Origin of the sequence: Oceanidesulfovibrio marinus, assembly GCF_013085545.1 — a bacterium.
Lineage (GTDB): Bacteria > Desulfobacterota > Desulfovibrionia > Desulfovibrionales > Desulfovibrionaceae > Oceanidesulfovibrio > Oceanidesulfovibrio marinus.
On sequence record NZ_CP039543.1, the window covers coordinates 3,275,464 to 3,299,989 of the forward strand.

Consider the following 24,526-nt stretch of genomic DNA (forward strand, 5'->3'; position numbering starts at 1 on the left):
GGATCACGTACGTGACAGATTCAATCTCCATCGAGAAAGAGATACGCAAGTCGTATCTGGAGTACTCCCTGTCCGTCATCATCGGACGCGCCATTCCGGACGTCCGCGACGGCCTCAAGCCCGTGCACCGGCGCATTCTCTACGCCATGTACGACCTGGGCAACTCCTGGAACCGGCCGTACAAGAAGTCCGCCCGCGTGGTCGGCGACGTCATCGGTAAGTACCACCCCCACGGCGACAGCGCTGTGTACGACGCCCTGGTGCGCATGGCGCAGAACTTCTCCATGCGCGATCTCCTGGTAGACGGCCAGGGTAACTTCGGCTCCATCGACGGCGACGCCGCGGCGGCCATGCGTTACACCGAAGTCCGCATGACCCGGCTGACCAGCGAGTTCCTCTCGGACATCGAGAAGGAAACCGTCGACTACCGGGCCAACTACGACAACACCCTGCAGGAACCCGTTGTCCTGCCCACCAAGGTGCCGAACCTGCTGCTCAACGGCTCGTCCGGCATCGCCGTGGGCATGGCCACGAACATTCCGCCCCACAACCTGGGCGAGCTCGTGGAAGGCCTGCTGCTGATCCTGGACAAGCCGGAAACCACGGTGGGCGAACTCATGCAGCTCATCAAGGGACCGGACTTCCCTACCGGCGCATCCGTTTTTGCCGGCGAGGGTCTGCGCGACGCCTACACCACGGGCCGCGGCTCCGTGCGCGTGCGCGGCGAGGTGGAGGTGGTGGAGCGCAAGAAGGGCTTCGAGTCCATCATCATCTCCGAGATCCCCTACGCCGTGAACAAGTCCACGCTGGTGGAAAAGATCGCCCAGCTGGTCAACGACCGGAAGATCGAGGGCATCAGCGACCTGCGCGACGAGTCCGATCGCAAGGGCATCCGTGTGGTCATTGACCTCAAGAAGGGCACCATCCCGGATATCGTCGTCAACTCGCTCTACAAGTACACCCAGCTTGAGACGAGCTTCGGCTTCAACATGCTCGCAGTGGTCAACAACCGGCCGCAGCTTCTGAGCCTGCGACAGATCCTGGAGCACTTCCTGGAGCACCGCCGCGAGGTCATCCTGCGCCGCACCCGCTACGACCTGCGCAAGGCCGAGGAGCGGCTGCACATCGTCGAAGGCCTGCGCATCGCCATCGACAACATCGACGAGATCATCGAGCTGATTCGCGCCGCGCCCGATCCGGCCACCGCCAAGGCAAAGCTCATGGAGCGATTCGAGCTCTCCGAGGTCCAGAGCCAGGCCATCCTGGACATGCGCCTGCAGCGCCTCACCGGGCTGGAGCGCGACAAGCTGGAGGAAGAGTACGCCGAGCTCATCAAGCGCATCGAGTACCTGAACTCCATCCTCCAGAGCGAGGGCGTGCTCGTGGGCGTCATCCGCGACGAGCTGGAAGAGATCAAGAAGGCCTACGTCACGCCGCGCCGCACGCGCATCATGGCCGAGGAGGCCACCGGCATCGACATCGAGGACCTCATTCCGGACGAGGAAGTGGTCATCACCCTGTCTCGCCGCGGATACATCAAGCGTACGCCGCTGGACACCTATCAACAGCAGCGCCGCGGCGGCAAAGGCATCGCCGGCGTGGCCACGTCGGACGGGGACATCATCCAGAACTTCCTCGTCACGACCAACCACCAGTACCTGCTGCTCTTCACCAACCGCGGCCGCATGTACCAGCTCAAGGCGCATCAGGTGCCGGAAGGTTCGCGCACGGCCAAGGGCGCGCACATCGCCAACCTGCTGCCCCTGGAAAAAGACGAGTGGGCTGCCACGGTGCTCTCCATCCGCGAGTTCAGCGAGGACCGCTTCTTCCTCTTCGTCACCAGGCAGGGTGTGGTCAAGCGCACCAGCGCGGACCAGTACTCCCGCTGCCGGCGCACCGGCCTCATTGCCGTGGGCCTGCGCGATGAGGACGAACTCATCACCGTGCGCAACGTGAGCAGCGCCGACGAGGTGATCCTGGCCACGGCCAAGGGCATGTCCATCCACTTCAGCCTCAAGGACGTTCGGCCCATGGGCCGCTCCTCCATGGGCGTGAAGGGCATTGCCCTGGGCAAGAAGGACGAGGTCGTCTCCGCCGTGATCCCGAGCGAGGAAACCCGTCCCCAGATCCTGACGATCTCGGAAAAGGGCTTCGGCAAACGCTCCTCGCTTGACCTCTACCGGCTGCAGTCGCGCGGCGGCAAGGGCATCATCAACATGCGGACCACCTCCAAGACAGGTAGCGTGCTCGGAGCAACCGCCGTGAACGAGGAGGACGAGATCGTCCTGCTCACCTCCACCAACAAGATCATCCGCACCTCGGTCCAGGACATCAGCCTTGTGGGCCGCGCCACGCAGGGCGTGCGCGTCGTTCGCCTGGACAACGGCGGAACGGCCGTGGCCTTCGACATCGTGCAGGAAAATACGATCTAGCCGAAAGGCGCTGGGAGCCGGACGCAAACCGGCTCCCAGCCGCCACAGCACACCGTTCTCATGGCACCAATTCGTCCGGAAACAACCGCCACGTCCGGTTCGCTTGTCCAGGTGCTCCGCGCCGCGATTCTCGCGGTGTGCATTGTCTCCCTGATGAGCCTTGCCGCATGCAATAGCCAGGAACAGAACAAGCCTGTTCTGGAAAGCGCACGCCAGGCCTTTCTGGACGGCAACTACAGCGAGGCCGAGCGGCTGTACGAGAGCTACATCCAGGCAGAGCCGCAGGGTGACGCGCGCTGGGAAGCGTGGAACCGGCTCTTGGATATGGCGTTGACCGTGCGCAACGACAGGCCACGCGCCACATCCATCCTGGACGCCATGTACCTGGAGTTCGGAGACTCGGGGCAGCGCGCCTTCGAGCTCCTCTCCCGGCTGGCCGAGATCTACGAGGATATGAACAACTACGGCAAGGCCGTGGAGGCGTGGCGCAAGTGCCTGAGCCTCCCGGGAATCGACCCTGCCGAATCGGCGCGGCTCCACTACCGCGTCGCGCGCGACCACCAGGCCATGAAGGCGTACGGACAGGCCGTGCAGGAGCTCAACCTCTGCATCCGCGATGCCCAGAAGCCGGAGCTGGCCCAGCAGTGCCGCTACACCCTGGCCCAGAACCTCATCTTCATGGGCCGCGTGGAGGACGCCAAGAAGATTCTCCGCTCCATCATGGCCAACCCCGAGATAGCCGACGAGGATCGCGCCCTTGCGGCATTCCTTCTTGCCGATGTTCTGGAAGACCAGGAAAAATTCGCAGAAGCTATAGACATTCTTGAATCAATTCGACTTACGTATCCCAATCCGCTTGTCGTCGACACACGCCTCAAACATCTCAAGCAGATGAAACAATAATTGATATTCAATTGACGGTGCTGCCCTTGCACCATGCTTCATCGTTGGGGTACTCTGAGAATAGGCAGGAGGGCCTATGCTCATCGATGTGTTATCTGATTTTTACCCGGACAAAGACACGCTGACTGTTCTGATCGTCGAGGACAGCGAAGTGCAGCGCATGGCCATTCGTTATGTCCTCGAAAGAGATACGGGGACGAAGTACGAGCTCATCGAGACCGCGTACGGCGAGAAGGCCGTCGAGCTCTACCACGAGCACGACATCGATTGCGTGATTCTCGACTATCTCCTCCCGGATTTTGACGGCCTCGAGTTCATGAACAGAGTCCGGCTGAAGGACGGTTTCATCGAGCGGCCCATTATCTTCATCACGGCCGAGGGCGACCGCGCCATCGTGGCCCAGGCCATGGAGATGGGAGCCACGGACTACATCGACAAGCACCGCTACGAGAAGGACAACCTGTTGTCGCGCAGGGTGCAGGAGGCCATCGAGAAAAAACGCTACGAGCACATACGCCGCGAGAGCGACGTGTTCCTGCGCTCCCTCGTCAACACCATCCCCCTGCCGTTGTACTACAAGAACAGGGATCTGAAGTTCGTCATGTGCAACGACGCCTTCGTCCGGTTCTGCGGCAGAAAGCGGGAGGAAATCCTCGGCAAAACAGCGCGCGAGATCTTTCCGGGCGCCTATGCCGGCGAGTACGAGGTGCACGACAAGAAGGTGCTGGAAACGCAGGAGTCCCAGCAGTACGAGATGCCGCTGATGAACGGCAGTGGCATCCTGCGTGAGGTAGTGATCCAAAAGGCTGTGTACCGGGATACACGCGGCACGGTGAAAGGCATCATGGGCGTGTTCACCGACGTCACCGACATGAAGCGGTCCCGCGACGAGCTGCTGAAGTCCAAGGTCGAGGCCGAGTTCGCCAACAAGTCCAAGACGCAGTTCCTGGCGAACATGAGCCATGAGATACGCACCCCCCTGAACGGCGTCATCGGCATGCTCAAGCTGCTGCGCTCCACCCCTGTGAACGCCGAGCAGCACGAGTACCTGGACGTGGCCGTCAGTTCGGCGGAAGGCCTGCTGGACGTCGTGGACGACGTCATCGACGTCACCAGCATCGAGTCCGGCAAGATCGTGCTCCAGCCCGTGGAGTTTGATCTGAACAACCTCGTGCGCACGGTGATGGACAGCTTCTCCGGGAACGAGAACATAGAGTATCTCGACCTGAGCTACGAGATCGAGAAGGGCACGCCGCAGATCATCAACACCGACGAAGGCGCGTTACGGCAGATTCTGTTCAATCTTGTGGGCAACGCCGTGAAGTACACACGGCGCGGCTCCATACGGCTGTACGTCCACCCCATCCTCCATGGATCCGGTGGACCGCGCATCCTGTTCAGCGTTGCGGACACCGGACCCGGCATCGATGAGGACTCGCTCCGTTATATTTTCCAGGCCTACTTCCAGGTAGGCTCGAAAGTGGATGAGCAGAACTACCGCCGGCATATCAAGGGCACCGGTCTTGGCCTCTCCATCGTCAAACGGCTGGTGCAGATGCTGGGCGGCACCATCGCCGTGGAGACCGAGCCGGGCGCCGGCACCACAATGCACTTCTGCATCCCCATCGAGCTTTCCGACGGAACGGCGGCCAAGCCGCGCGTGAAGGAGCCAGAGGAAGCCAAGAGCGTCGGCTCCTTGCATATTCTTGTGGCCGAAGACAACACGGTGAACCAGCTGGTGCTCTGCCGAACCCTGGAGAAGCTGGGCCACAGGCCTGCTGTGGCCGCGGACGGTTTCGAGGTGCTGGAGCAGATGCGGGACAAGGTGTTCGATCTCGTGCTCATGGACATCCAGATGCCGGAGATGGACGGGATTGAAGCCACACGGCGTATCCGCGCCGGCGGGGGCAACTGGAACCGTAAGATTCCGATTGTCGCCGTCACGGCCCACGCCATGAAGGGCGACCGCGAGCGTCTGCTCGGCCAAGGCATGGACGACTACATGGCCAAGCCGGTGGATATAGAGAACCTCCAGGAGGTCCTGGAGCGCGTGATGCTGAAAGAGAAGGGGTAGGGTGGCGGCGGCGCAAGGAGCGGCCACGATGAATAGCCAGGATTTCCGGCCCGCATATCTGGGCCTTGTGGAAAGCGACGGGTTGGCAGCCCGGGCCGAAAGAGCCCTGGCCGCGCTGCAGGAGTGCCGTCTCTGCCCGCGCAACTGCGGCGTGGACCGCACCCGCGGCGAGCTCGGTTTCTGCCAGGTGGGCCGCCGGGTGCGGGTGGACTCCGCCGCTCCCCATTTCGGCGAGGAGTCGCCCCTGGTGGGCGAGCACGGCTCCGGCGCCGTCTTCTTCGCAGGCTGCAACCTGCACTGCGTCTTCTGCCAGAACTATGAGATCAGCCAATGTCCGGCCAGCGTGGCCGAGACCACGGCGCAGGAGCTGGCCGACGCCATGCTCGCCCTGCAGCAGGCAGGGTGCGGCAACATCAACTTCGTCACGCCCTCCCATGTGGTGCCGCAGATTCTCGAAGCCCTGGTCCTCGCGGCCAAAGCCGGTCTGAATATCCCTCTGGTGTACAACACCAGCTCCTACGACGCCCTGTCCACGCTGGAGCTGCTGGACGGCGTGGTGGACATCTACATGCCGGACGCCAAGTTCATGAGTCGTGACGCATCGTCCAGGTTCTGCGCCGCGCCGGATTATCCGGATCGCGCCAGGGAGGCCATCGCCGCCATGCACGCCCAGGTGGGCGACCTCGTGCTGGATGAGAAGGGCAGGGCATTGCGCGGCGTACTGGTGCGCCATCTGGTCATGCCCGGCGACCTCGCGTCCACGCGGGAATGGATGGACTTCCTCGCCTCCCTTTCCACAAATATGTACGTCAACATCATGGATCAGTACCGGCCCTGCCACATGGCCGGAGGGATCGAGGAGCTTTCGCGCCATCTATCCGGCGAGGAGTACTCCGCAGCCTTGACGTCGGCGCACGAGGCAGGGATAAGGAGGTTGGACGAGCGCAATCCGGCGCGAGTACTTGAGCTCATGGAGCGGTTCTTCAAACGCCGGCAGTGAGCGGCGCTTCTCGCCGGCGGCTCAGGCCCGCGATACCGCGTTATTACACAAAATCGACAAATCGCCCGGTCCAAAAACATGGGCGTTTTACAAATTTGAGAAAAAAATATACGCTTCGAGACATCTACTTTTAATATACCCGATTGATTTTGTTGCATATGTTAGTACTGGTCCCCATTTTGTATACCCATGGGTTCATGCGCACTGGGTGGTGCTGCCACCTTTTCAAACCTTGAAATCTGGAAACGGAGGAAACCCCGATGGAGAACATTCCCGTTTTTAACTGCAAGAACGCCGACGACGTGCTGAAAGCCGTCAAGGACTATAATGTCAGCTTCATCCAGTTCTGGTTCGTTGACATCCTGGGCACGCTGAAATCCTTCCAGATCACCCCGAGTGAGCTGGAAAACGCCTTTGAGGAAGGCATGGGCTTCGACGGTTCGTCCATCCTCGGCTTCACCCGCATCCATGAGTCCGACATGGTTGCCTGGCCGGATCCCACCACCTTCCAGATCTGCTCCTGGCGCCCGCTGGATCGTCCCGTCGCCCGCGTGTTCTGCGATGTGAAGAACCCCGACGGCACCCCCTACGAGGCTGACTCCCGCTACATCTTCAAGTCCATCCTCGATAAGGCCGCCCAGAAGGGCTACACCGCCTACTTCGGTCCCGAGCTCGAGTTCTTCCTGTTCTCCTCGCCCACCAACCCCGAGATCCTCGACGTCGGCGGCTACTTCGACGCTCCGCCGCTGGACCTGGCCAACGATGTCCGCCGCGACATCATCTTCAACCTCCAGGCCATGGGCATCGCGGTTGAGTACTCCCACCACGAGGTGGCTCCGTCCCAGCACGAGATCGACCTGCGTTATGCCGACGGCCTGACCATGGCCGACACCGCCATCACCTACAAGGTCATCGTCAAGGAAATCGCCCGCAAGCACGGCTGCTACGCCACCTTCATGCCCAAGCCCCTCTTCGGTGAAAACGGCTCCGGCATGCACGTGCACCAATCCCTGTTCAAGAACGGCAAGAACGCCTTCTTCGACGGCAGCGAGAAGAACAGCCTCTCCGCTGAAGCCCGCGCCTACATTTCCGGCCTGCTGAAGCACGCCAAGGAGATCGTCTGCGTGACCAACCAGTGGGTCAACTCCTACAAGCGCCTGGTGCCCGGCTACGAGGCCCCGGTGTACATTGCCTGGGCTCAGCGCAACCGCTCCGCCCTCGTGCGCGTGCCGCTGTACAAGCCCGGCAAGGAAGCCGCCACCCGCGTCGAGCTGCGCAACCCGGATCCGGCCGCCAACCCTTACCTCGCTTTCTCCGTCATGCTGGCCGCCGGCCTGGAAGGCATCGAGAAGGGCTACGATCTGCAGAACCCGGTCGAAGAGAACATCTTCGACATGGGCCCGGCGGATTTCGCCAAGCACGGCATCGATGCGCTCCCCGGCTCCCTGTACGAGGCCGCCATGGAGCTCAAGAACTCCGAGCTCATGAAGCGCGTCCTGGGCGACCATCTCCACACGAACCTCGTGGAGAACAAGCTCATCGAGTGGGATCAGTACCGCACCCACGTCTCTGACTTCGAAATCGAAAAGTACCTCCCTGTTCTGTAAGCAGGAAGGAAGTTACGCCGCTGTACAAAGCCCCTCGGCATCGTGCCGGGGGGCTTTTCTGTTGGCAAAGACGTGCGCGTGCCCTACGTTGTGCGCATACATCCCAGAAGAGGAGGCATTGTATGGACGTACGCGAGGCCATAGCCCCTTGCGGGCTTTCCTGCGAGAAATGTCTGGCCATGAAGGGCGGCAGCATCCAGACGGCGGCGGCCGCGCTGTTGCACGGCCTGCGTGGGTTCGAAAAGCACGCGGAGCGTTTCGCGTCCATGAACCCGGCCTTTGCCCATTATGAAGCCTTCAGCGAGGTGGCCGAGTTCCTGGCGTCCGGAAGCTGCACCGGCTGCCGCACGGGCACGTGCCTGCTGGGCAACTGCCACGTGCAACGCTGCGTGCAGGAGAAAGGGATAGGCTTTTGCTACGAGTGCGCGGACTTCCCCTGTCCGGACCACGGCCTGCCGGGCCGGGTGGGAGAGGTCTGGAAAAAGGCCAACGCGCGCATGGCCGAGGTGGGCCCGGAGCAGTTCAGGGAAGAGACAAGGGACAAGCCGCGATACTGATATTCCTACGGCGCTTCACCCTTCGCGTCTAGAAAACTAGACAAACCAAGCGTAGCGCATATCCCGCGCGATCATGTCGATGAGCTTGCGGTGGCCAGCCGGGAACGTATACTTGCCCAGCTCGGCAAAGCTCACCCATTGGCCCTCGGTGGCCGCATGCAGCACCGGCTCGGGCCAGCCTTCGTGCTCGTCTTTGAATCGTAGCAGAAACGCCGAGAGCGTGACCTTGAAGGTCGTGTAGCCGTGGCGGATGATGGCGATCTTCTCCGCCGTCTCCACGTCCCACTCCAGCTCCTCCATGAACTCGCGCACCACGCACTCGGCCGGGGTCTCGCCCTTTTCCACGTTGCCGCCGGGAAACTCCCACAGGCCGGGCCAGACGCCGTCTTCCGGCCGCTTCTGGATAAAGATGTAGCCCTTGTGCACCAGCACGCCGCTGGCCACCTCCACGGGCACGGCAGGTCTGCGCTCGGCCGGCACCGGGCGGTGGTCCACAATGCCCAGGTAGTGCGCCTCGCACTGCTCAGTGAGCGGGCAGAGCATGCACGACGGCTTCTTGCCGCAGATCAGGTTGCCGAACTCCATGATCGCCTGGTTGAACTCCCGCGCGCGGCCCTTGGGGATGAGCGATCGCGCCGTCTCCCAGAGAAAGGACTGCGCCTGGCTGGACTTGATGGGCGCATCCACGTCGAACAGCCGGGAGAGCACGCGCTCCACGTTGGCGTCCACGATGGGTTCTTCCTGGTTGTACGCCTGGGAGAGCACGGCGCCGGCCGTGTAGCGTCCCACGCCGGGCAGGGCGCGTGCAGTTTGCACGTCCTCCGGGAACGTGCCTCCATGCTCCGCCACCATCTGTCGTGCAGCCAGCAGCAGGTTGCGGGCGCGGGCGTAGTAGCCCAGCCCTTCCCAGAGCTTCAGCACCTCTTCCTCGTCGGCCTCGGCCAGGGACTCCATGGTGGGGAAGCGCTCCAGGAATCGCTCGATATATTGCACGCCGCGATCCATCTGGGTCTGCTGGAGGATGACCTCCGAGATCCACACTTCATACGGGTCGTAGCGCTTGCGCCAGGGCAGGTCGCGTCGGTTCTCTTCGAACCAGTCCAACAGGGTCTTTTGCAGGGGGGTGAGATCGGACATGGGACGTTACATTATCCGCGCGAGAACGCGCCGGCAAGCGCCATGTGCAAGCCGGAGCGGGTTGAATGTCTGCGGGCTGAGCTCGGCGGGCGCGCGGAACCCGGAGAGGTCGAAATCTTCCGGCTGGGCAAGGGGATAGGCGATGTCCGCCGTCTCCGAACCGGGCAGCCGTCTGCGCCGTGCCTCGTTCCACAGCGGGACCCTGGCCGGCGTCAGGCCGAGCATGGCGTACATGGCGGTATCCAGGGCCACGGGCGACAGGCTCGCGGCCAACAGGCTCGTGGGGCAGGGCTCTCCGTTGATGGGGCCGGTGCCGTGCATGGAGACCACGGCGTCCATCAGGCTCGTCACCGGCGGCAGGTGGTCGGCGATCTCCACGAACACGCTCTCGAAACGCTCGCCCTTGTCTCCGTACAGATGATGGATGAGCGGTTTGCGCACGCCCACCACCACGCCGAAAAGGTTTTTCAGCGCGCCGGAGATGCGCATCTGCTTGTGCGCCTTGAGCCGCGGCAGGTTGAGGATGCAGTCCTGCTCCAGCGCGTCGCGAGAGACGCCGATACGCGCACCGAACGAGGTGTGCATAGGTGTGGGCCGTCCCAGGGTGATGACGCTCAGCCCGAGGTCGGCAAGAGCCTTCTCCAGCCCAATTTTGCGCGACACACGCGAGGCCGTACCGAAGCCGGGGGAGTCCCCCACGGTGACTTTGCAGCCGGCCTCCAGCAGCACCAGGCACACGGCGCGGACCACCAGGGGATGTGTGCACACAAGGCCGTCGTTGCCGGCGGACAGCAGATTCGGCTTCACCAGCACCCGCGCGCCGGAGCGCGGTATCCCGTCGATGGCCTCCAGCATGCCGGCGGCCGTCTCATGCAGAAATACGTCGCGATACCCGTCCGCGTGCATCAGGGCCACGGGGACGGGCGTGGAAAGGAATCCCAGGCTCATGACGAAGCCGGTCCGTGGTTGAGCTTTGGCGAGGGCGCGATGGTCCCCTGGGCCATCAGATCGTCAAAGGCGTCCAGAAGCATCCGGCCGTGCTGCTTTTCCTGCTCGGCAATCGTCAGGAAGATCGATGCAGCCTCGTCGCGCTCGCCGTCGGGCAGCCTGGGGCCGGTCTCGGCGCGGTTCTGGATGGCGAGGGCCGCCGACTTGTACAGATCGTACGCCGCATACTCGATCTCCAGGCCCAGCTCGGCCGTCTCCAGGCAGGTGGCGTCCTTGTCCAGCACGTCGTCCACCCAGGCGGCCAGGTCCTCCACCGTGAACCCGCCCTCCAGCACGTCACCGCCGGCCACTTCGAACATGGTCTCGAACGGCGGCGGTTCCGGAATTCGCCCGGCCAGATGGTGGTACACCTGTCTGGCGTGGGCCAGCTCCATACCCACGATGCGGTCCATGAGCCGGCACATGGACTCCCGGCCCAGCTCCCTGGCCCTGGCGCGCACGTCGCTGTAAAGCGCATAGGCCGCCTTCTCCAGGCTGAAGGCGCGGCGCAGCATGGCGGTCAGGTCTCTGTCCTCGCGGAACACGGCAATGCGCGGCGCTTGGGGCACGGCCCTGCCTGTCCACGCCGCAATGCCGCCTTCCAGGTTGCCGATGGGGTGCAGGCCCGCATCACGCGCCATCTGCGCGGCCACGTTGCCGCGGTAACCCTTGGCGCAGTAGAAAATCGTCGGCGTGCCGGGCTGCAATGGAGAACGTCCGGCGCTCAGCTCGGTCTCCAGCTGCGGCAGGGGAATGAACCGCGCGCCCGGAATGTGCCCCTGGTCGTACTCCTCGGGCTGACGCACATCCACGAGCTCGTAGCTGCCTTCCTTGTGCAGCCGCATGAACGTCCTGAGCGATTCCGGGGTGTATGTCTCGATCTCGACGGTGGAAGTCATGACTGCCTCCATCATTGGTTGCTGATAGCAATTCCTTGTCGATTCCTAGCACGATCCCAGGCGGTTTGCACATGTCTGCAATGCTCTTGATGGGGGACGCTGTCCGGATGCCTCCGGCGGGCCAGGGGATCGCGATCCCCCGGACCCCTAAGATCTTTAATATAGGTCCAGGGAGCTAAGCTCCCTGGCGGGGTGCCCGAGGGGCGGAGCCCCTCGCTCAACACGCCGAGATCCGCCGGAAAACCTTCCTCCCTCCTTACCTGCGCTGCCCTGCGTATTCTGCAGGGCATGGCAACCCGCAATCAACTTCAGGCGCTCGTCGCCGAGACAGCACAACGGCACAGCCTGCCGCCGGCGTTGGTATGCGCCGTAGTCACTGTGGAGTCCGGCTGGGACACCACGGCCTGTCGGCTGGAGCCGCAGTACCGTTACCTCTGGGACGTGCTCGTTAACGCGCCATTCCGGCGATTGACTGCGGCCGAATCCCGCAGTGAGCAGGCGCCGTCTGATTTTCCGGCGCCGCCTGGCCTGGGCCGGCACACCGAGTGGCAGCACCAGCAGACGAGCTGGGGCCTCATGCAGATCATGGGCGCGGTGGCGCGGGAGCGCGGCTGCACCGCCCGTTTCCTGAGCGCCTTATGCGAACCCGAGATCGGCCTGGAGTATGGCTGCCTCCACCTCGCCCACTACGCCTACGCCTGCCGCTACCTCGAACGCTTCGGCTGGGCCGGGGTCTGCCGCGCCTACAACGGCGGACCGTACGCGGCCATCCACGCCACAAATCCCGAATACCCACACAAGGTCCTCGCGGCGCTCGGCGGCGAGTGGCCGCAATCATAAGGAGGGACCATGGATCTGAAGTCCATCGTGTCGCGCGCTGGTTCAAGCGTGTCGACAACGTACCTGGCCGTCATCGTTGCTGGGATCATGAGCATCGGACGCATGGCCGGCGTGGAGCTAGTGGAGCAGGACGTCGCCAACGTGGTGATGCTGGCGGCCCTTGCCTACATCCTCGTTGGCCGCGCCAAGGCGCCCGGTCCCATGGCCTGGTGGACCAGACTCTTCGGTGGCGGCAAGATCGACGCCAAATCCGGGCAGTCTGGGCAATCCGGGCGGGTAGCGGGGGGCCTGGTGGCTGTCCTCGCCACGAGCGCAGTGCTGGCAACCATGTCCGCCGCCGGATGTGCGGCCCTTCAGGACCGGACCGATTACGCGCTCTACGAGATGGCCGACACGTACATGGATCTGCACGAGGACTATGTGACGGCCTTCGACGCCTCGGATGCAAGCGGCCGCGCCTGGATGCGCAGTGAGGTCGCGCCATCTATGGACAGGGCCAAACGTCTTCTGGATGCGGCGCTCACCACCGCCATCGCCGGTCAGGAAGTGCGGGAGCAGGACCTGTCCGGGGTCAAGGCCGCGTTGACCGAGGCGGCCCTCGCCATATCGGACATCATCGCCGGGAAGGAGGAGTAACTCATGGAGACCGCTCTCATCCAGACAATCCTGCGCGTCGGCGTTCCGGCGCTGGTTTCTCTGGCCGACATGTTCATCAGCCTCGCCCGTACTCAAGGCGTCGATGTCCCCAGCCTCGAAGAGCTCAAGGGCCGGCGCGACCAGCTGCGCGAGCTGCCCGACCTCTGCACATACGACGGCCCGGCAGACGGTCCCGAAGGCAACAGGGACGGATAACCCTGGCCGGACGTATCGATCGCGCCCAAGCGCGCCAACGACTTCTTCGGCGGCGCATGCTGGATCGGCTTTGGCCGGGCGGCGGCGCCGCCGTTGTTGTGTGTCGGGTTGCGAGTGTTCAAAAGACAACATCCAAATCGCGCATTGCGTTGGTGGTGCGCATTGGGATAGCGGTCTTCCATGACCCCAAAGACCATGGATGGAAAGGCCTCGAAGCGACGGCCGGGGCTGCGCGACCCACGGCTGAAGATAGTGCTTGCGGCGGTGGCCGGCTTTCTCGCCTGGCATTCCGGCGTTGTCGGTCTGGGCGTGTACCTGGCGGTTCTGACCGGGCTGGCAATGGTGCTGCGCGGCGGCCGCGTACCGCTGCAGACAGCGCTGCGGCGCGGGGCTGTGTTCGCCGGGTTTTGGGCCGTAGCCAAGCTCCTGCTGACAGTGTGGGAAGGTGCAAGCTGGCAGGCGGCGTCCGTGGACGCCGGGGTGCTGGGCCTGCGGCTGCTGGTGCTCATGGGAATCGGGTTCGCCCTGGCCGATTCGGCATCGCCGCGGGAGATGGCCCTGGGTGTGGCCTCCATGCTGCGGCCGGTGCTGGGCAAGCGAGCGTGGCGTCCGGCCCTTTCACTGGCGTTGATGATCCATTTTCTGCCCGTGGCGATGGCCCTGCATGAGCGCACCGCCGTGGCCATGGCCGCGCGCCGGGTGGAGCGGTCGCGCTGGGTGCGCTTCCAGCTGCGCGTATCGTCGTGGTTGGGTGGGCTTTCGCGGGAGGCGTCGAGCCAGGCCATGGCTGTTGCAGCGCGGGGCCTGGACCGCGAGGAGGCCTGGCGCGTGCCCATGCCCGTACACGCCGTGGAGTGGTTGTCCGGCTTCGCGCTGCTCGTCCTGCTCTATCTGGCCGGTCGCGTCTGACCGCGCCAACCAGTCTAATCAGTCCAAAATTTTAGAGCATCTTAACCTTGGAAAGGTTTAGACGCTCTTATGCATTTATCTGAAACAATAGTAACTTGTTTCAGATGGGAGTCTTGTTTCAAGACGAAAATGCGCTAGACAAGCCCTTCGGCCGTCTCGGCGAGCCCTTCCGGGTGAAGCAGGGTGATGCGCCGTCCGTGAATCTCGATGAGCTCCTGGGACGCCAGGGACTTGAGCGCGCGGGACAGGGTCTCCGGCGTGGCCCCGAGAAGTGTTGCCAGGTGGCCCTTGGCCAGGTTCAGGGTCACCGTGGTTTCGGGCTCGGGCAGATCACCCGCCTGCTCCGGAAGCTGGGCCGCGGCGAGCAGCAGCAAATGGCTGGCCAGCCGTGCCGGGACCTCCTTGAGGGTCAGGGTCTCCAGCTTGGTCACGAGCAACCGCATGCGCTGAGCCAGCAGGCCGAGCATGGCGAGAGCGAGGTCCGGGTCGCCGGCAATGGCGCGGCGCAGCTTGTGGCGGTCGAAAAAGAGCAGCAGCGAGTCCTCCAGGACCTGGGCCGATGCCGGATAGTTCCTGCCCTTGAACACGGCCGCCTCGGCAAAAACATCGCCTGGGCCGGGTGCATGGATGGTGTGCTCCTTGCCGGACGGGGACATCTGGTAGAGCCGGACGCGGCCTTCGAGCACGGCGTAGAAGCCCAGGGCCTCGGCCCCGGCCTCGAAGAGCAGCTTTTTGGCAGGCGCGCGTACGAAGCTGGCCGCGGCGGCCAGGCGGCTCCGGGCGTCGGGCTCGAGCTCGCTGAAGAGGTCCACGGCTTCCATGGCGTCTTCGGCCGATGCAAAGGACTGGGGAGTGGTGTCGTGTGCTGGCATATCCCAGTATCTAGCCGCAGCCGCGGCGCAGCGCAAGGGGAGGCGAGCAGGACTGAAGGATGTAGGCTGCCGCGCGACGTCGTGGAATCGCGGCAGTGATCGTCCCAAAAATTAGACAAAAAGCGGTTGTGGAAATAGCGGAAACAGCCGGGGCCGTCAGTTTTCGTACGCTTTCAGCACCTGGCGCACCACGCGGAGCAGCTCCTGGGCCTGCACGGGTTTGCCAAGGTAGCTGCATGCGCCAAGGGCGAAGCAGGTGTCCGCCGACTTGGAATTTTCGTCACGATCGACCACAACGATGGGGACATCCGATTCCATGGACCGCTTGACGGCGAGCAGGTCCAGCGCAGGGCCCTTGCCGTGGGCAAGGTCGGCGAGGACGAGGTGGAAATGGTTTTGATCCATGGCGTCCATGGCCCTACCCACGCCCCCCACGGAGGTGACGTTATAGCCGGCGCGCGTCAGGATGGATTCAAAGGTGAGCCGAGTCACCTTTTCGGGATCGACGACGAGGATATTCTTCTTGGCGGCGGTATCATTGCGAAAGGGCATGAGATCTCCGTCTGAAAAAAAGAATACCGGATCGGAGGGAAAAAGGAAAGTCGCCCGTGGCTCCGCGCCACAACGACAAACCCCCGCCGGGGAGCGGGGGTCTGCCTTGGAGGGAGGGGGGATGTTGAATCCAGTCGGTTGATCCGCTGAATCAATGATTGCAGTTGTACGAAAAGAACATGAAAGCGAGATGTCCGCAGGGTTAACAATACGTAAGGGGAGCGGCGGTGTATCAGCCGCAGCTATCTCCACTTTTCTCCTGCATTTCCCGCTGCATGGCGCGTTCGCCCGTGGGGTCGGCGTAGGTGTCGTTGAGCTTCTGCACCAGGCCCTCGGCCTCCTCGATTACGCGGTTCAGAGTGTCCACCACCTTGGGTTTGAGCCCCGCCGGAGCCGGGTGCAGCACGCTGTGCCACGGCTTCATATTGTGGCGCAGGGCCGTACGCATGCGGTGGCGGTGCTCGGGGTCCTTCTCCTCGTTCTCCAGCTTCGCGTCCAGGGCGCGTCCGGCCATGGCGCGGGCCTTGAAGTGCAGCCAGCCGCCGGCGCCCAGAACCAGGGCCGCGAGGACGGAGGGTTGCCACCAGTCGCTCCACAGCCAGCGCCACCAGCCGGCCGAGCCACCGTCGGCGCCGGAGGTCACGCCCAGGATGAGTATGGCTATGACGACCGCGGCGAGCCCGCCGAGGAAGAAGCCATCGCGGATGAAGACCCCCCGCCGCCAGCGGGCGCGCAATGAGGCCAGCCGGGAGAGCTCGGCGTCGCGAATCTCCAGGGCGATCTTCTTGACCGCGCCCACGATGCGGTAGGCGCGCTCCACGCGAACCTGAGACATGCGGCCGGTGATCTCGGCCATGTCCTTGTCCCGTTTGCGCTGGAAGCGCTCGCGCAGAGCCGGATCCACAATGGGTGCGGCGCAGTCCTCGTTATAGATGCGGAAGAAGCGTCCGGCCGTAAGGCCGGCCTGGGCGATGGCGCGTTGCCATGCGCCCACTACTTCCTCGGGGTTGTCCTCGCGCGCGGTGAGGTCGATCTGGTTGAGGATGTAGAGGAACTTGGCCGCGTCCTTGCGCTTCACGGTGCGTTTGACCAGGTGCTCCAGGGTGTCGCGCATGGCGCCGGGCTCGGGGCGGCGGGCGTCGAACAGGACGAGTACGAGGTCCGAGAGGTCGATGATGTAATCGGTGATGCGCAGGGTGGACGTGCGCTGGGCGTCGGCGTCAAAGCCCGGGGAGTCGATGAGGATCATGCCCTTGAGCTTGTCCGAAGGGCAGGTCTTGAGCTGCAGGTAGGCGTCCACGCGCATGCCCTCGCCAGGCTCCACCTTCTCCAGCTCCTCGCTCATCTTGTAGAAGGGGAAGCGGGGGTCGGCGTCCAGGGCGGAGCCGGGCAGGCTGCGCGCCTTGCCGTCCGAGGCGTAGCAGACCACGGTGAACTTGTCGTCCACGGCCTGGGAGCCGGTCTCCTGCAGGGGGAAGCCGAGAAAATGGTTGAGAAAGCTGGACTTGCCGGCCGAGTAGGGGCCGAGCACGGAGATGAGCGGCCACCACGCGATGTAGCGGGCGTAGGTCTCGTCCGAGCTGAGCAGGCCGACCTTGCGTGCGGCCGAGTCAAGGGATTGCAGGCTCTCCAACGCCTCCACAAGCAAAGGGTTTTCCCGCTTGAGGTGCTCCTTCAAGCGCTTGATGTCCTTGCGGGGGCTGATTCTGCGCTCCTGGAGTGGAGCGTCGGCCCTTCCGCCGCTATTGTCCAAAGATTTCGAAGTCCCGCGCCGCAGCAGTGCCATATCGCCACCTCCTGGAGCGCCAACTTGCCGCAGAAGTCGTCTCAAGACAAGCTGGCATCGTACGAAGGGGGCGCTGGAGGCGCAAATAGGGGCACCGAAAGCGCGAAAGAGACCGTCGGAAGCGGATTAAAGCTCGTTGATAGTGTCGACAAGCCCTTTGGTCAGGGCGTCCAGGGAGCGGTAGACCGTTTTGCAGGAGCACTCCAGCATGACGTTGACGCAGGAGTCGTCCGTGTCGCCGGCGTTGCGGAAGTCGGTGCGGATGCCCAGGATGGGGCCGCGGCCCAGGGTGTAGAAGGCACCCATCTCAAAGGCCGTGCCGTCGTCCACCTGCACGCCGTCCAGCAGGGCCACCACAAGCTGGGCGTTCTGCAGGTCCTCCATGCAGCGGTTGAAGATGTGGAACTTGGCCATGGGGCCCCAGGCGCGGATCTCCTCGGCCGAGAAGAACTCGCCGGGCCAGGAGATGCGGGCGAGAATGCCTTCGGCCGCAAGGGCCTCTTCCATGGCCGCCTTGGCCTTGCGGTGCCAGTCCTGCTCGGCCTGGGTGAACAGGGGGCCGGCTTGATAGATGTTGATCATTACTGCTCTGTCTTCCTCGTGGGGTGTACGTCTCCAGCGGGGTGCTGTTTCGAAAACGTAGGCGAGGAGTGCGCTGCCGGTCAAGATGAAGCTGACCGTTGTGGTAGTCGATGGTCAGTCCATGATGAGGGTTGCGGCGATGGCCCACATGGTGAAACCCACGAACGTGTCGAGGATGCGCCAAGCCTGGGGGCGTTTGAAGATCGGGGCGAGAACCCGGCCGAACAAGGTAAGGGACAGGAACCAGACAAGGGACGCCGTGAAGGCTCCGGCGCCGAAGGCGTAGCGGCCGGGGCCCTCGTAGCCGCCGCTGATGCCGCCCAGCAGGACCACGGTGTCCAGGTAGGCGTGGGGGTTGAGCAGCGTGACGGCCAGTGCGCCTGCGATGGCGGCCTTGAGCGTTTTATCCTGATGCGCGCCGGTGGCAAGGCTGCCGCCCCGGAAGGCGGAGCGTAGCGATCCGAAGCCGTACCAGAGCAGAAAGGCGGCGCCGCCCCAGGTGGCCATATGCAGCAGCACGGGGTTGGCGGACACGGCCGTGCCCACCCCGGCGACGCCTGTGCCGATGAGCAGGATTTCGCACAGGATGCAGATTCCGGCGACGGCCAGATGGTGGTTGCGCCGCATGGATTGGGACAGCACATAGGCATTCTGCGCTCCGATGGCGACAATCAAGCCGCCGCTGACGCCGAAGCCCTGGAAAAATGGAAGCAGCATGGGTTGGTCTCCGTTTTTTCGAGACCATAGAGCGCGCAAAGTGATAAATGAAATTCATTGTTTTTATTCTGTATAAATATTGCTAATGTACTCCCATGCTGGACTACAGATTGCTCGAAGCGCTGGCCCTTGTCGTCCGCGAGCAAGGGTTCGAAAAGGCGGCTGAGACCATGCACCTGACGCAATCGGCCGTATCGCAACGCATCAAGCAGCTTGAGGAGCAGGCCGGGCAGGTGCTTGTCCGGCGGACCTCCCCGCCCGAGCCGACCCGCGCAGGAAGAGAGATGCTCCGCCATTACAACCAGGTGAAGCTGTTGGAAAACGATCTCCAGACAACCGTGGGCCTGGGCCGGGACTCCGGGCCGGTCTCCCTGCCCGTGGCCGTCAACGCGGACAGCCTCGACACTTGGTTCCTCGACGCGGTCGGCCCGTTCATGCGGCGGGAAAAGGTTGTGCTGGACCTGCGCGTGGACGACCAGGAGCAAACCCAGCGCATGCTCCGGGACGGCGAGGTCGTGGGCTGCGTCAGCGTGGAGCCGCGTCCCATGCAGGGGTGCCGTGCGCTTCACCTTGGCGGAATGCGCTACCGGCTCCTCGCGTCGCCCAGGTTCATGGCCGAATGGTTTCCGGAAGGCCTGGACGAAGAACATGCGGAGAAAGCGCCGCTCCTGACTTACAACCGCAAGGACAACCTGCAGGTCAACCTGTTGCGCCAGGCTATCGGCGTGTACCCGGAAAAAGCCCCGATCTTCTATCTTCCGTCCACGGATGGCTTCACCCGCGCCATCCTCTCCGGTCTGGGCTACGGCTCGGTTCCGGACCAGCACAGCGCCCCCCACCTTGCATCCGGGGCAATGGTCGACGCGGCCCCGGGCTGCAACGTCGATGTCCAGCTGTACTGGCATTCCTGGAACATCAGGTCGGACATTCTGGAGCGCTTTAGTACGGATCTGGCGGCCAACGCCGCCAAGTATCTGAAGGGACAGATTCCATAGACCCAGATCCGCCGTCGCTCTGGCAACGGCGGAAACGAGGAGCAGGAAGGGGTTGCGGCCGTAGCTTAGACAGCGGCGCGCGAGGCCGGCGTATTGCGGCAATCAATCGGCAGGTCTTTCAACAACCCGTCAGTTGCTGCCCGCCACACCGCCAAGCTGCAGCACGGCCAGGGTCATGTCGTCCTCCAGGGGCACGCCGCGGGAGAACAGGTAGACCTCGTTGAAGACGTTCTTGACCACGGCCTCCGGGCCGTCCGCTGCGTAGCGCCGCACCACCTGCCGCAGCCGGTCCTTGCCGAACATCTCGTGCTCCGGGTTCGTGGCTTCCCAGATGCCGTCGGAGCCGATGACCACGAGCCGTCCGGGCGGCAGAGGCGGCTGCACGTTCTCCTGGTAGAGGAAGTTGGCCTCCACGCCCAGGGGCAGGCCGAAGCCGCGGAGTTCGTCAAAGCTGTCGTTCTCGATGTCGTAGATCAGGGCCGGGTCGTGGCCGGCGCGTATCCAGACCATACGCCCGCTTTTTGGCTCCACGGCCAGGAAAAAGAGGGTCATGAAGCGGCCGGACTGGCTCATGTCCTGGGCCAGGGAACGGTTCATGTCATCGACGATCTCGCTGATGGTGCCGCCACGTGCGGCGCGCATGCGCATGAAGGCGCGCGCCGAGGTCATCAGGAGGGCGGAGTCCACGCCATGGCCGGAGATGTCGCCCACGACGATGGCGATGCTGCTTTCGCCCAGGCCGAGGTCGGTGAGCACGTCCAGGTAGTCGCCGCCCACGCTCTGGCTGGCCACGGAGCGGCTGGCGATGATCAGGCCGGGCTGGATGAAGGGGCTGGCGGGCTGGAGGCTCTTCTGGACCTCTTCGGCCAGGGCCAGGGCCTTTTTCTGCTCGGTCAGGTCGGTAACAAAGGCCACGTTGCCGATGAGCCGGCCCTTGTCATCGTTCAGGGTGTTGCCGTGCGCGAGTATGGGCACTTCCCGGCCGTCCTTGGCCACCACGGAGCCCTCGAAGGTGCGGTACTCCTGGGAGAGCAGGGTGTGGCGGTTGGCCTCCATGAACGCGGCGTGTCGCTCGGTGGCCAGGTCGAACGGCGTGAGTCCGAGAATCTCCTTGCGGGTGTAGCCCAGCATCTGGCAGTAGGCCGCGTTCACATCGGTGATTACCAGGTCGCGGTCCATGAGCAGGAAGCCCTCGCCGGCTGTCTCCACGATGCGGCGGTACTTGTACTCGCTTTTTTTCAGCTCTTTCTGGGCCAGGGCTTTCTCGGTTACGTCGTTGAGCACGCCCTGGTAGAAGCGCGGTTCGCCGTCCTCGCCGCGTTCCACCGAGGTGAGGTCGTCGATGTAACGCACATCGCCAGAGGCCGTGCGGATGCGGTAGGTCAGGTAGTATTGGTCGAGCTTCTTTTCGGCCGCCCGGGCCACATCGCGGGAGAGGCGCTCCCGGTCGTCCGGATGCACCATGTCGACGAATTCGGTGCGTCCATTCATGAAGTCCGCGGCGCTGTAGCCGAAGCGGGAGACATTCTCCGAGACATAGAGCAGTCGGCCGTCCGTGCCGGCGGAGCGACGGAACAGGACCACCGGACTGCGCTCCACAATGGTCTTGGCCATGGCCAGGGCGATTTCCGCCTTTTTGCGCTCCGTGATGTCCACCACGATGCCCTGGTAATGGCAGATTTCTCCGTTGGCGTCGGGTTCCGCCCTGGTCTCGTCGTGCACCCAGCGCGTCTCGCCCTGCGGTGTGAGGATGCGGTACTCCTGGGTGTACTCGGAAGTGCGCTCGTTGGCGTGGTGATCTACCTCGGCGCGCAGCCGCTCCTTGTCGTCCGGATGGATGAGGTTGGAGAAATGCACGCGGCCCGCGAGCATGTCCTCGGCCGTCACGCCGAAGCGGGCGATGTTCTTGGAGACGTAGAGAAGCGTTCGCTCCTCGTCGGCACTGCGCCGAAAGAGGATCACCGGGCTCTCCTCCACGATGAGCGATGCGAGCCTGAGCGCCTCCTCGGCCTTTTCGCGCTCCTGAACCTGCTCGGTCAGAGACCGCGTCCTGTCCTCCACGCGCGCCTCAAGCTCCTCGTGCGAACGGGCCAGAGCGCGTTCGGCGCGGATGCGCGCCGTGATGTCCAGGCCGTAGACGTGCACATGGTTTTCACCGGCAACAGGTACCATGGAGAGCATGTACACGGTGTTGCCCACGGGCATTTCCACGTCCCGGCGACGGCGGGTGTGATGTGTGTCTTTCAGCTGCGGCAGAAGGCACGAGGGAACACGGTGCGGATTGTCCTCGGCCGTGCGCATGGCGTTGAGCAGGGCCATGGCCGGCGGGTTGGCGAAACGGATCTCGCCGTCCACGCTGGCGCTGAGCACCGGATGGGGGTTGTCCATTGGGTAGCGCGTTTGGGCGGCGCCGCTGTCCGGGCATGGCTCGCAGAGGGGCCGTAGCAGGGCGAGGTAGCCGCTCTCCCAGCGGTAGAGGTCGAGCACGCGTGTTTCGCCGCCAGGAGTCAGCGTGCAGGCGAGGCCTGCGCCCCCCTGCTCGGAACCCAACAAGGAGCGGACAGCCGTGGCGGCTGCCGGGTCGAAGAGGTCCGCAAGAGGGACGCCGGGCAGCTCCTGGACATTCCTGCCCGGAACCGGACCCAGAACGTTGCGAATGACGCCGTGCTCATCGAGAAGCAATGGCACGGCTGTTGTCGATATGGTCATGGTCCCGGACAGAGAGTCGGGCGGATTCTGATTCGTCACGGCTGTGCCCCTGGACGTTTGCAGCAGCGTCGCGCCGCATCGCCGGGGTTCGGACGAAGGCGCAGGCCGCTCGGAGGTGTTACTCGCCGTTGCGCATGCACGCCCGGCCCGAGGAGAAGGCCTGTCCGATCTGGTCGCCTACGGTGTAGTAGCGACGGGAGCCGGGGGCGAAGATGATCGGTTTGATCTTGGCCATGTCGGCGTGGGAGCCGTCCACGAACTGCTCCTGCACCTTTACGTCCTTGATCTCGCCGATGAAGAGGGTGTGCAGGCCGATCTCCACAGGCTTGATCAGGCTGCATTCCAGCACCAAGGGGAACTCGGCCACGTACGGCGCGTCCACCAGGTCGCTCTTCTGGGGCGTCAGCCCGGTAACCTTGAACTTGTCGGCGTCCTTGCCGGAGACCATGCCCACGTAGTCGCTTTTCTCCATGAACTCCGTGCTGGGCACGTTCACGGTAAAGGCCTTGTTGCGCATGATGTTGTGGTAGGTGGCCGTGGCCTTTCGCAGTGAGACCTGCACGCATGGCGGATCGGAACAGCAGATGCCGCCCCACGCCGCTGTCATCATATTGGGCCGGTCGTCTTCGAAATACGTGCCGATGACCCACACCGGAGCGGGCTGGGCCAGTGGCTTCGCGCCGAGAGAACGCATGTTTGTACTCCTTCAGTCGTTGGAAAGTTCATTGACGTATATTTTACCAATATCGTGTTTTTGCGGGTTGCACCAGAGGGCGGAAAAAAAGAGCCGTCTCGGCGATCAAGACGGCCTGTATACGCGCTGGCGAGGCCTTTGTCAGCGACCCGGAGCCGTCTTGCCCAGCGCGGGAAAACGCACCACATAGAATGGCGGAGTGGCGCTGTTGGTCCCGCCGGAAAGCATGGCCGAGCGGTGGAGCTTGTTCACGGTGCCGTAGATGTAGCCGTCCGCGCCGTTGGCCAGACCGTCCACCCAGTCCAGCAGGGAGGGGTCGCGGTAGAGGATGCGGTACTTGTCCGTCGTATCCAGCACGCCCACGGCGGCGTTGCCGATGTCGGTTATGTAGATGTTCCCGTCCGCGTCCATGGTGATGCCGTCGCACGGCGCCTTGGGGCCGTACTTCTCCACGCGCTTTTCCAGGGATTCTTCCGTCCGCTTGCCGGCAAAGACCTCGGCAAGATCGCTGGTGCGGACGCGGTAGAGGGAGGTCCCGTGCATGGGACCGTAGTAGAGCCAGTCGTACGAGGCGTCGATGGTGATGGGGTCCACCGGAACCTTCCACTCCTCGACGCCGCCGCCAGGACCGATGCGCGTCACTGTTCGGCCGGTCTCGAACTCGATGGTCACGTTCTGGTCGGCAAGCACGGACTCGTGGCCGACAAGCACGCGTTTCATAGCGCCGGTTTCCATGTCTACGATCAGGAGGGCGGATTGGAGGTCGCCGGCCGCGTCCGTGATGTAGATGAGACCGTGCTTCGGGTCCACGGCCAGGTCGTTGAGGAAAGAGTATCCCACCCCCTCCGGCTTGGGCAGGGAGAAGGAGTGGACGAGCTTCTCGTGCACGGTGTCCCAGGCAACGAGCTTGGGCGTGCTGGAGTCGCCGCCGTTGTCCAACATCCACAGCACGCCGTCTGGATCGCTCTGGATGCCGAGCACGGCCTGCAGGCCCACGCCGCTGTCTTGGTTGGGCGCGGAGGCCCAGGCAGCGGTGGGATAGGGTACGGGCTCGCCGTTCACCAGCTCCACCACGCGCACGTGCGGGCTGAAGAACTGGTGCAGTGACAGGAAGATGCGGCCCTGCGGCGTGACGGCGATGTTGCCCGGCGCCTCGTTGAGCATGGCCACGATCTTCAGGGAGGAAGGGTCGGGCAGGGGTTGCGTGGCGACCACGGCGGCGCCGGCCGGTCCCTTGTCTTCCATTGTAAAGAAGATGAAGACGAAGATCGCCAGAATAAGGATGATGCCGATTGTAACGCCGCGTGCGGAGCGCATGGGGGAGTCCTCCACCTGGAGCTTCCGCCGGGCAAGAAAACGTTCGCCCGGCCTTAATGTGAAAAACCATACACATATTGGGGCCGGAACGGAATGCGCTTACTG

22 protein-coding genes are annotated in these 24,526 nt (G+C 63.7%); 11 read left to right on the forward strand and 11 right to left on the reverse strand.

Features of this window, described 5'->3' with window-relative positions:
• Nucleotides 1-11: 11 nt before the first annotated feature.
• The 6 genes from gyrA to E8L03_RS14560 all read left to right on the forward strand — a co-directional run bounded on the left by gyrA (nucleotide 12) and on the right by E8L03_RS14560 (nucleotide 8,573).
• On the forward strand, nucleotides 12-2,432 hold the full coding sequence (gene gyrA, locus E8L03_RS14535; RefSeq protein WP_171267718.1) for a DNA gyrase subunit A: 2,421 nt from the start codon (nucleotides 12-14) through the stop codon (nucleotides 2,430-2,432).
• 60 nt (nucleotides 2,433-2,492) lie between these two features.
• On the forward strand, nucleotides 2,493-3,335 hold the full coding sequence (locus E8L03_RS14540) for a tetratricopeptide repeat protein (RefSeq protein WP_144234160.1): 843 nt from the start codon (nucleotides 2,493-2,495) through the stop codon (nucleotides 3,333-3,335).
• Between the two features lie 76 nt (nucleotides 3,336-3,411).
• Entirely contained in the window at nucleotides 3,412-5,409 is a 1,998-nt protein-coding gene (locus E8L03_RS14545; protein WP_144234159.1) for a hybrid sensor histidine kinase/response regulator, read from the forward strand.
• 28 nt (nucleotides 5,410-5,437) lie between these two features.
• Complete coding sequence (locus E8L03_RS14550) at nucleotides 5,438-6,409, forward strand: radical SAM protein (RefSeq protein WP_171267719.1); 972 nt, start codon at nucleotides 5,438-5,440, stop codon at nucleotides 6,407-6,409.
• A gap of 260 nt (nucleotides 6,410-6,669) precedes the next feature.
• Nucleotides 6,670-8,016 (forward strand): glutamine synthetase family protein, encoded by a 1,347-nt coding sequence (locus E8L03_RS14555; RefSeq protein ID WP_144234157.1) that lies wholly within the window; start codon nucleotides 6,670-6,672, stop codon nucleotides 8,014-8,016.
• A 122-nt stretch (nucleotides 8,017-8,138) separates the two neighbouring features.
• A complete protein-coding gene (locus E8L03_RS14560) occupies nucleotides 8,139-8,573 on the forward strand; it encodes a DUF3795 domain-containing protein (RefSeq protein ID WP_144234156.1) in 435 nt (144 codons plus the stop codon).
• 36 nt (nucleotides 8,574-8,609) lie between these two features.
• Here E8L03_RS14560 and mutY read toward each other — a convergent pair whose 3' ends face one another.
• Genes mutY through E8L03_RS14575 form a run of 3 tightly spaced genes read right to left on the reverse strand, consistent with a single transcriptional unit; the run spans nucleotide 8,610 to nucleotide 11,596 of the window.
• Nucleotides 8,610-9,710, reverse strand: coding sequence for an A/G-specific adenine glycosylase (gene mutY / locus E8L03_RS14565; protein ID WP_171267720.1), 1,101 nt, complete (start codon nucleotides 9,708-9,710; stop codon nucleotides 8,610-8,612).
• Between the two features lie 6 nt (nucleotides 9,711-9,716).
• Nucleotides 9,717-10,658, reverse strand: a complete 942-nt coding sequence (locus E8L03_RS14570) for a DUF362 domain-containing protein (protein ID WP_171267721.1) — start codon at nucleotides 10,656-10,658, stop codon at nucleotides 9,717-9,719.
• Entirely contained in the window at nucleotides 10,655-11,596 is a 942-nt protein-coding gene (locus E8L03_RS14575) for a rhodanese-like domain-containing protein (RefSeq protein ID WP_144234152.1), read from the reverse strand. Before E8L03_RS14575 ends, E8L03_RS14570 begins: the two co-directional genes overlap by 4 nt.
• 288 nt (nucleotides 11,597-11,884) lie before the next feature.
• Here E8L03_RS14575 and E8L03_RS14580 point away from each other — a divergent pair, with 288 nt between their 5' ends.
• The 4 genes from E8L03_RS14580 to E8L03_RS14595 all read left to right on the forward strand — a co-directional run bounded on the left by E8L03_RS14580 (nucleotide 11,885) and on the right by E8L03_RS14595 (nucleotide 14,197).
• Nucleotides 11,885-12,436 carry a transglycosylase SLT domain-containing protein gene (locus E8L03_RS14580; protein WP_144234151.1) on the forward strand — a complete coding sequence of 184 codons (552 nt, stop codon included), beginning with the start codon at nucleotides 11,885-11,887 and terminating at the stop codon, nucleotides 12,434-12,436.
• Nucleotides 12,437-12,445: 9 nt separating this feature from the next.
• Complete coding sequence (locus tag E8L03_RS14585; protein ID WP_171267722.1) at nucleotides 12,446-13,072, forward strand: hypothetical protein; 627 nt, start codon at nucleotides 12,446-12,448, stop codon at nucleotides 13,070-13,072.
• Between the two features lie 3 nt (nucleotides 13,073-13,075).
• A complete protein-coding gene (locus tag E8L03_RS14590; RefSeq protein WP_171267723.1) occupies nucleotides 13,076-13,288 on the forward strand; it encodes a hypothetical protein in 213 nt (70 codons plus the stop codon).
• Nucleotides 13,289-13,468: 180 nt separating this feature from the next.
• A complete protein-coding gene (locus E8L03_RS14595; protein ID WP_171267724.1) occupies nucleotides 13,469-14,197 on the forward strand; it encodes an energy-coupling factor transporter transmembrane component T family protein in 729 nt (242 codons plus the stop codon).
• A 134-nt stretch (nucleotides 14,198-14,331) separates the two neighbouring features.
• Here E8L03_RS14595 and E8L03_RS14600 read toward each other — a convergent pair whose 3' ends face one another.
• The 5 genes from E8L03_RS14600 to E8L03_RS14620 form a co-directional block, all read right to left on the reverse strand.
• Entirely contained in the window at nucleotides 14,332-15,069 is a 738-nt protein-coding gene (locus E8L03_RS14600) for a Crp/Fnr family transcriptional regulator (RefSeq protein ID WP_144234147.1), read from the reverse strand.
• Between the two features lie 156 nt (nucleotides 15,070-15,225).
• The gene (locus E8L03_RS14605) at nucleotides 15,226-15,621 is read right to left on the reverse strand and encodes a response regulator (protein WP_144234146.1); all 396 of its coding nucleotides are present in this window, start codon (nucleotides 15,619-15,621) and stop codon (nucleotides 15,226-15,228) included.
• 232 nt (nucleotides 15,622-15,853) lie between these two features.
• Complete coding sequence (locus E8L03_RS14610) at nucleotides 15,854-17,407, reverse strand: dynamin family protein (protein ID WP_171267725.1); 1,554 nt, start codon at nucleotides 17,405-17,407, stop codon at nucleotides 15,854-15,856.
• A 126-nt stretch (nucleotides 17,408-17,533) separates the two neighbouring features.
• The gene (locus E8L03_RS14615) at nucleotides 17,534-17,989 is read right to left on the reverse strand and encodes a nucleoside 2-deoxyribosyltransferase (RefSeq protein WP_342356073.1); all 456 of its coding nucleotides are present in this window, start codon (nucleotides 17,987-17,989) and stop codon (nucleotides 17,534-17,536) included.
• A 114-nt stretch (nucleotides 17,990-18,103) separates the two neighbouring features.
• The gene (locus tag E8L03_RS14620) at nucleotides 18,104-18,706 is read right to left on the reverse strand and encodes a LysE/ArgO family amino acid transporter (RefSeq protein WP_171267726.1); all 603 of its coding nucleotides are present in this window, start codon (nucleotides 18,704-18,706) and stop codon (nucleotides 18,104-18,106) included.
• Between the two features lie 95 nt (nucleotides 18,707-18,801).
• Between E8L03_RS14620 and E8L03_RS14625 the strand changes: the two genes are divergently transcribed.
• Nucleotides 18,802-19,701 (forward strand): LysR family transcriptional regulator ArgP, encoded by a 900-nt coding sequence (locus E8L03_RS14625; RefSeq protein ID WP_171267727.1) that lies wholly within the window; start codon nucleotides 18,802-18,804, stop codon nucleotides 19,699-19,701.
• Between the two features lie 129 nt (nucleotides 19,702-19,830).
• Here E8L03_RS14625 and E8L03_RS14630 read toward each other — a convergent pair whose 3' ends face one another.
• From E8L03_RS14630 to E8L03_RS14640, 3 genes are all read right to left on the reverse strand, one after another.
• Nucleotides 19,831-22,449: a PAS domain S-box protein gene (locus tag E8L03_RS14630; protein ID WP_171267728.1), complete on the reverse strand. Its 2,619-nt coding sequence runs from the start codon at nucleotides 22,447-22,449 to the stop codon at nucleotides 19,831-19,833.
• 79 nt (nucleotides 22,450-22,528) lie between these two features.
• Nucleotides 22,529-23,104 carry a flavin reductase family protein gene (locus tag E8L03_RS14635; RefSeq protein WP_144234141.1) on the reverse strand — a complete coding sequence of 192 codons (576 nt, stop codon included), beginning with the start codon at nucleotides 23,102-23,104 and terminating at the stop codon, nucleotides 22,529-22,531.
• 141 nt (nucleotides 23,105-23,245) lie between these two features.
• A complete protein-coding gene (locus E8L03_RS14640) occupies nucleotides 23,246-24,421 on the reverse strand; it encodes an L-dopachrome tautomerase-related protein (protein ID WP_171267729.1) in 1,176 nt (391 codons plus the stop codon).
• Nucleotides 24,422-24,526 lie beyond the last annotated feature (105 nt).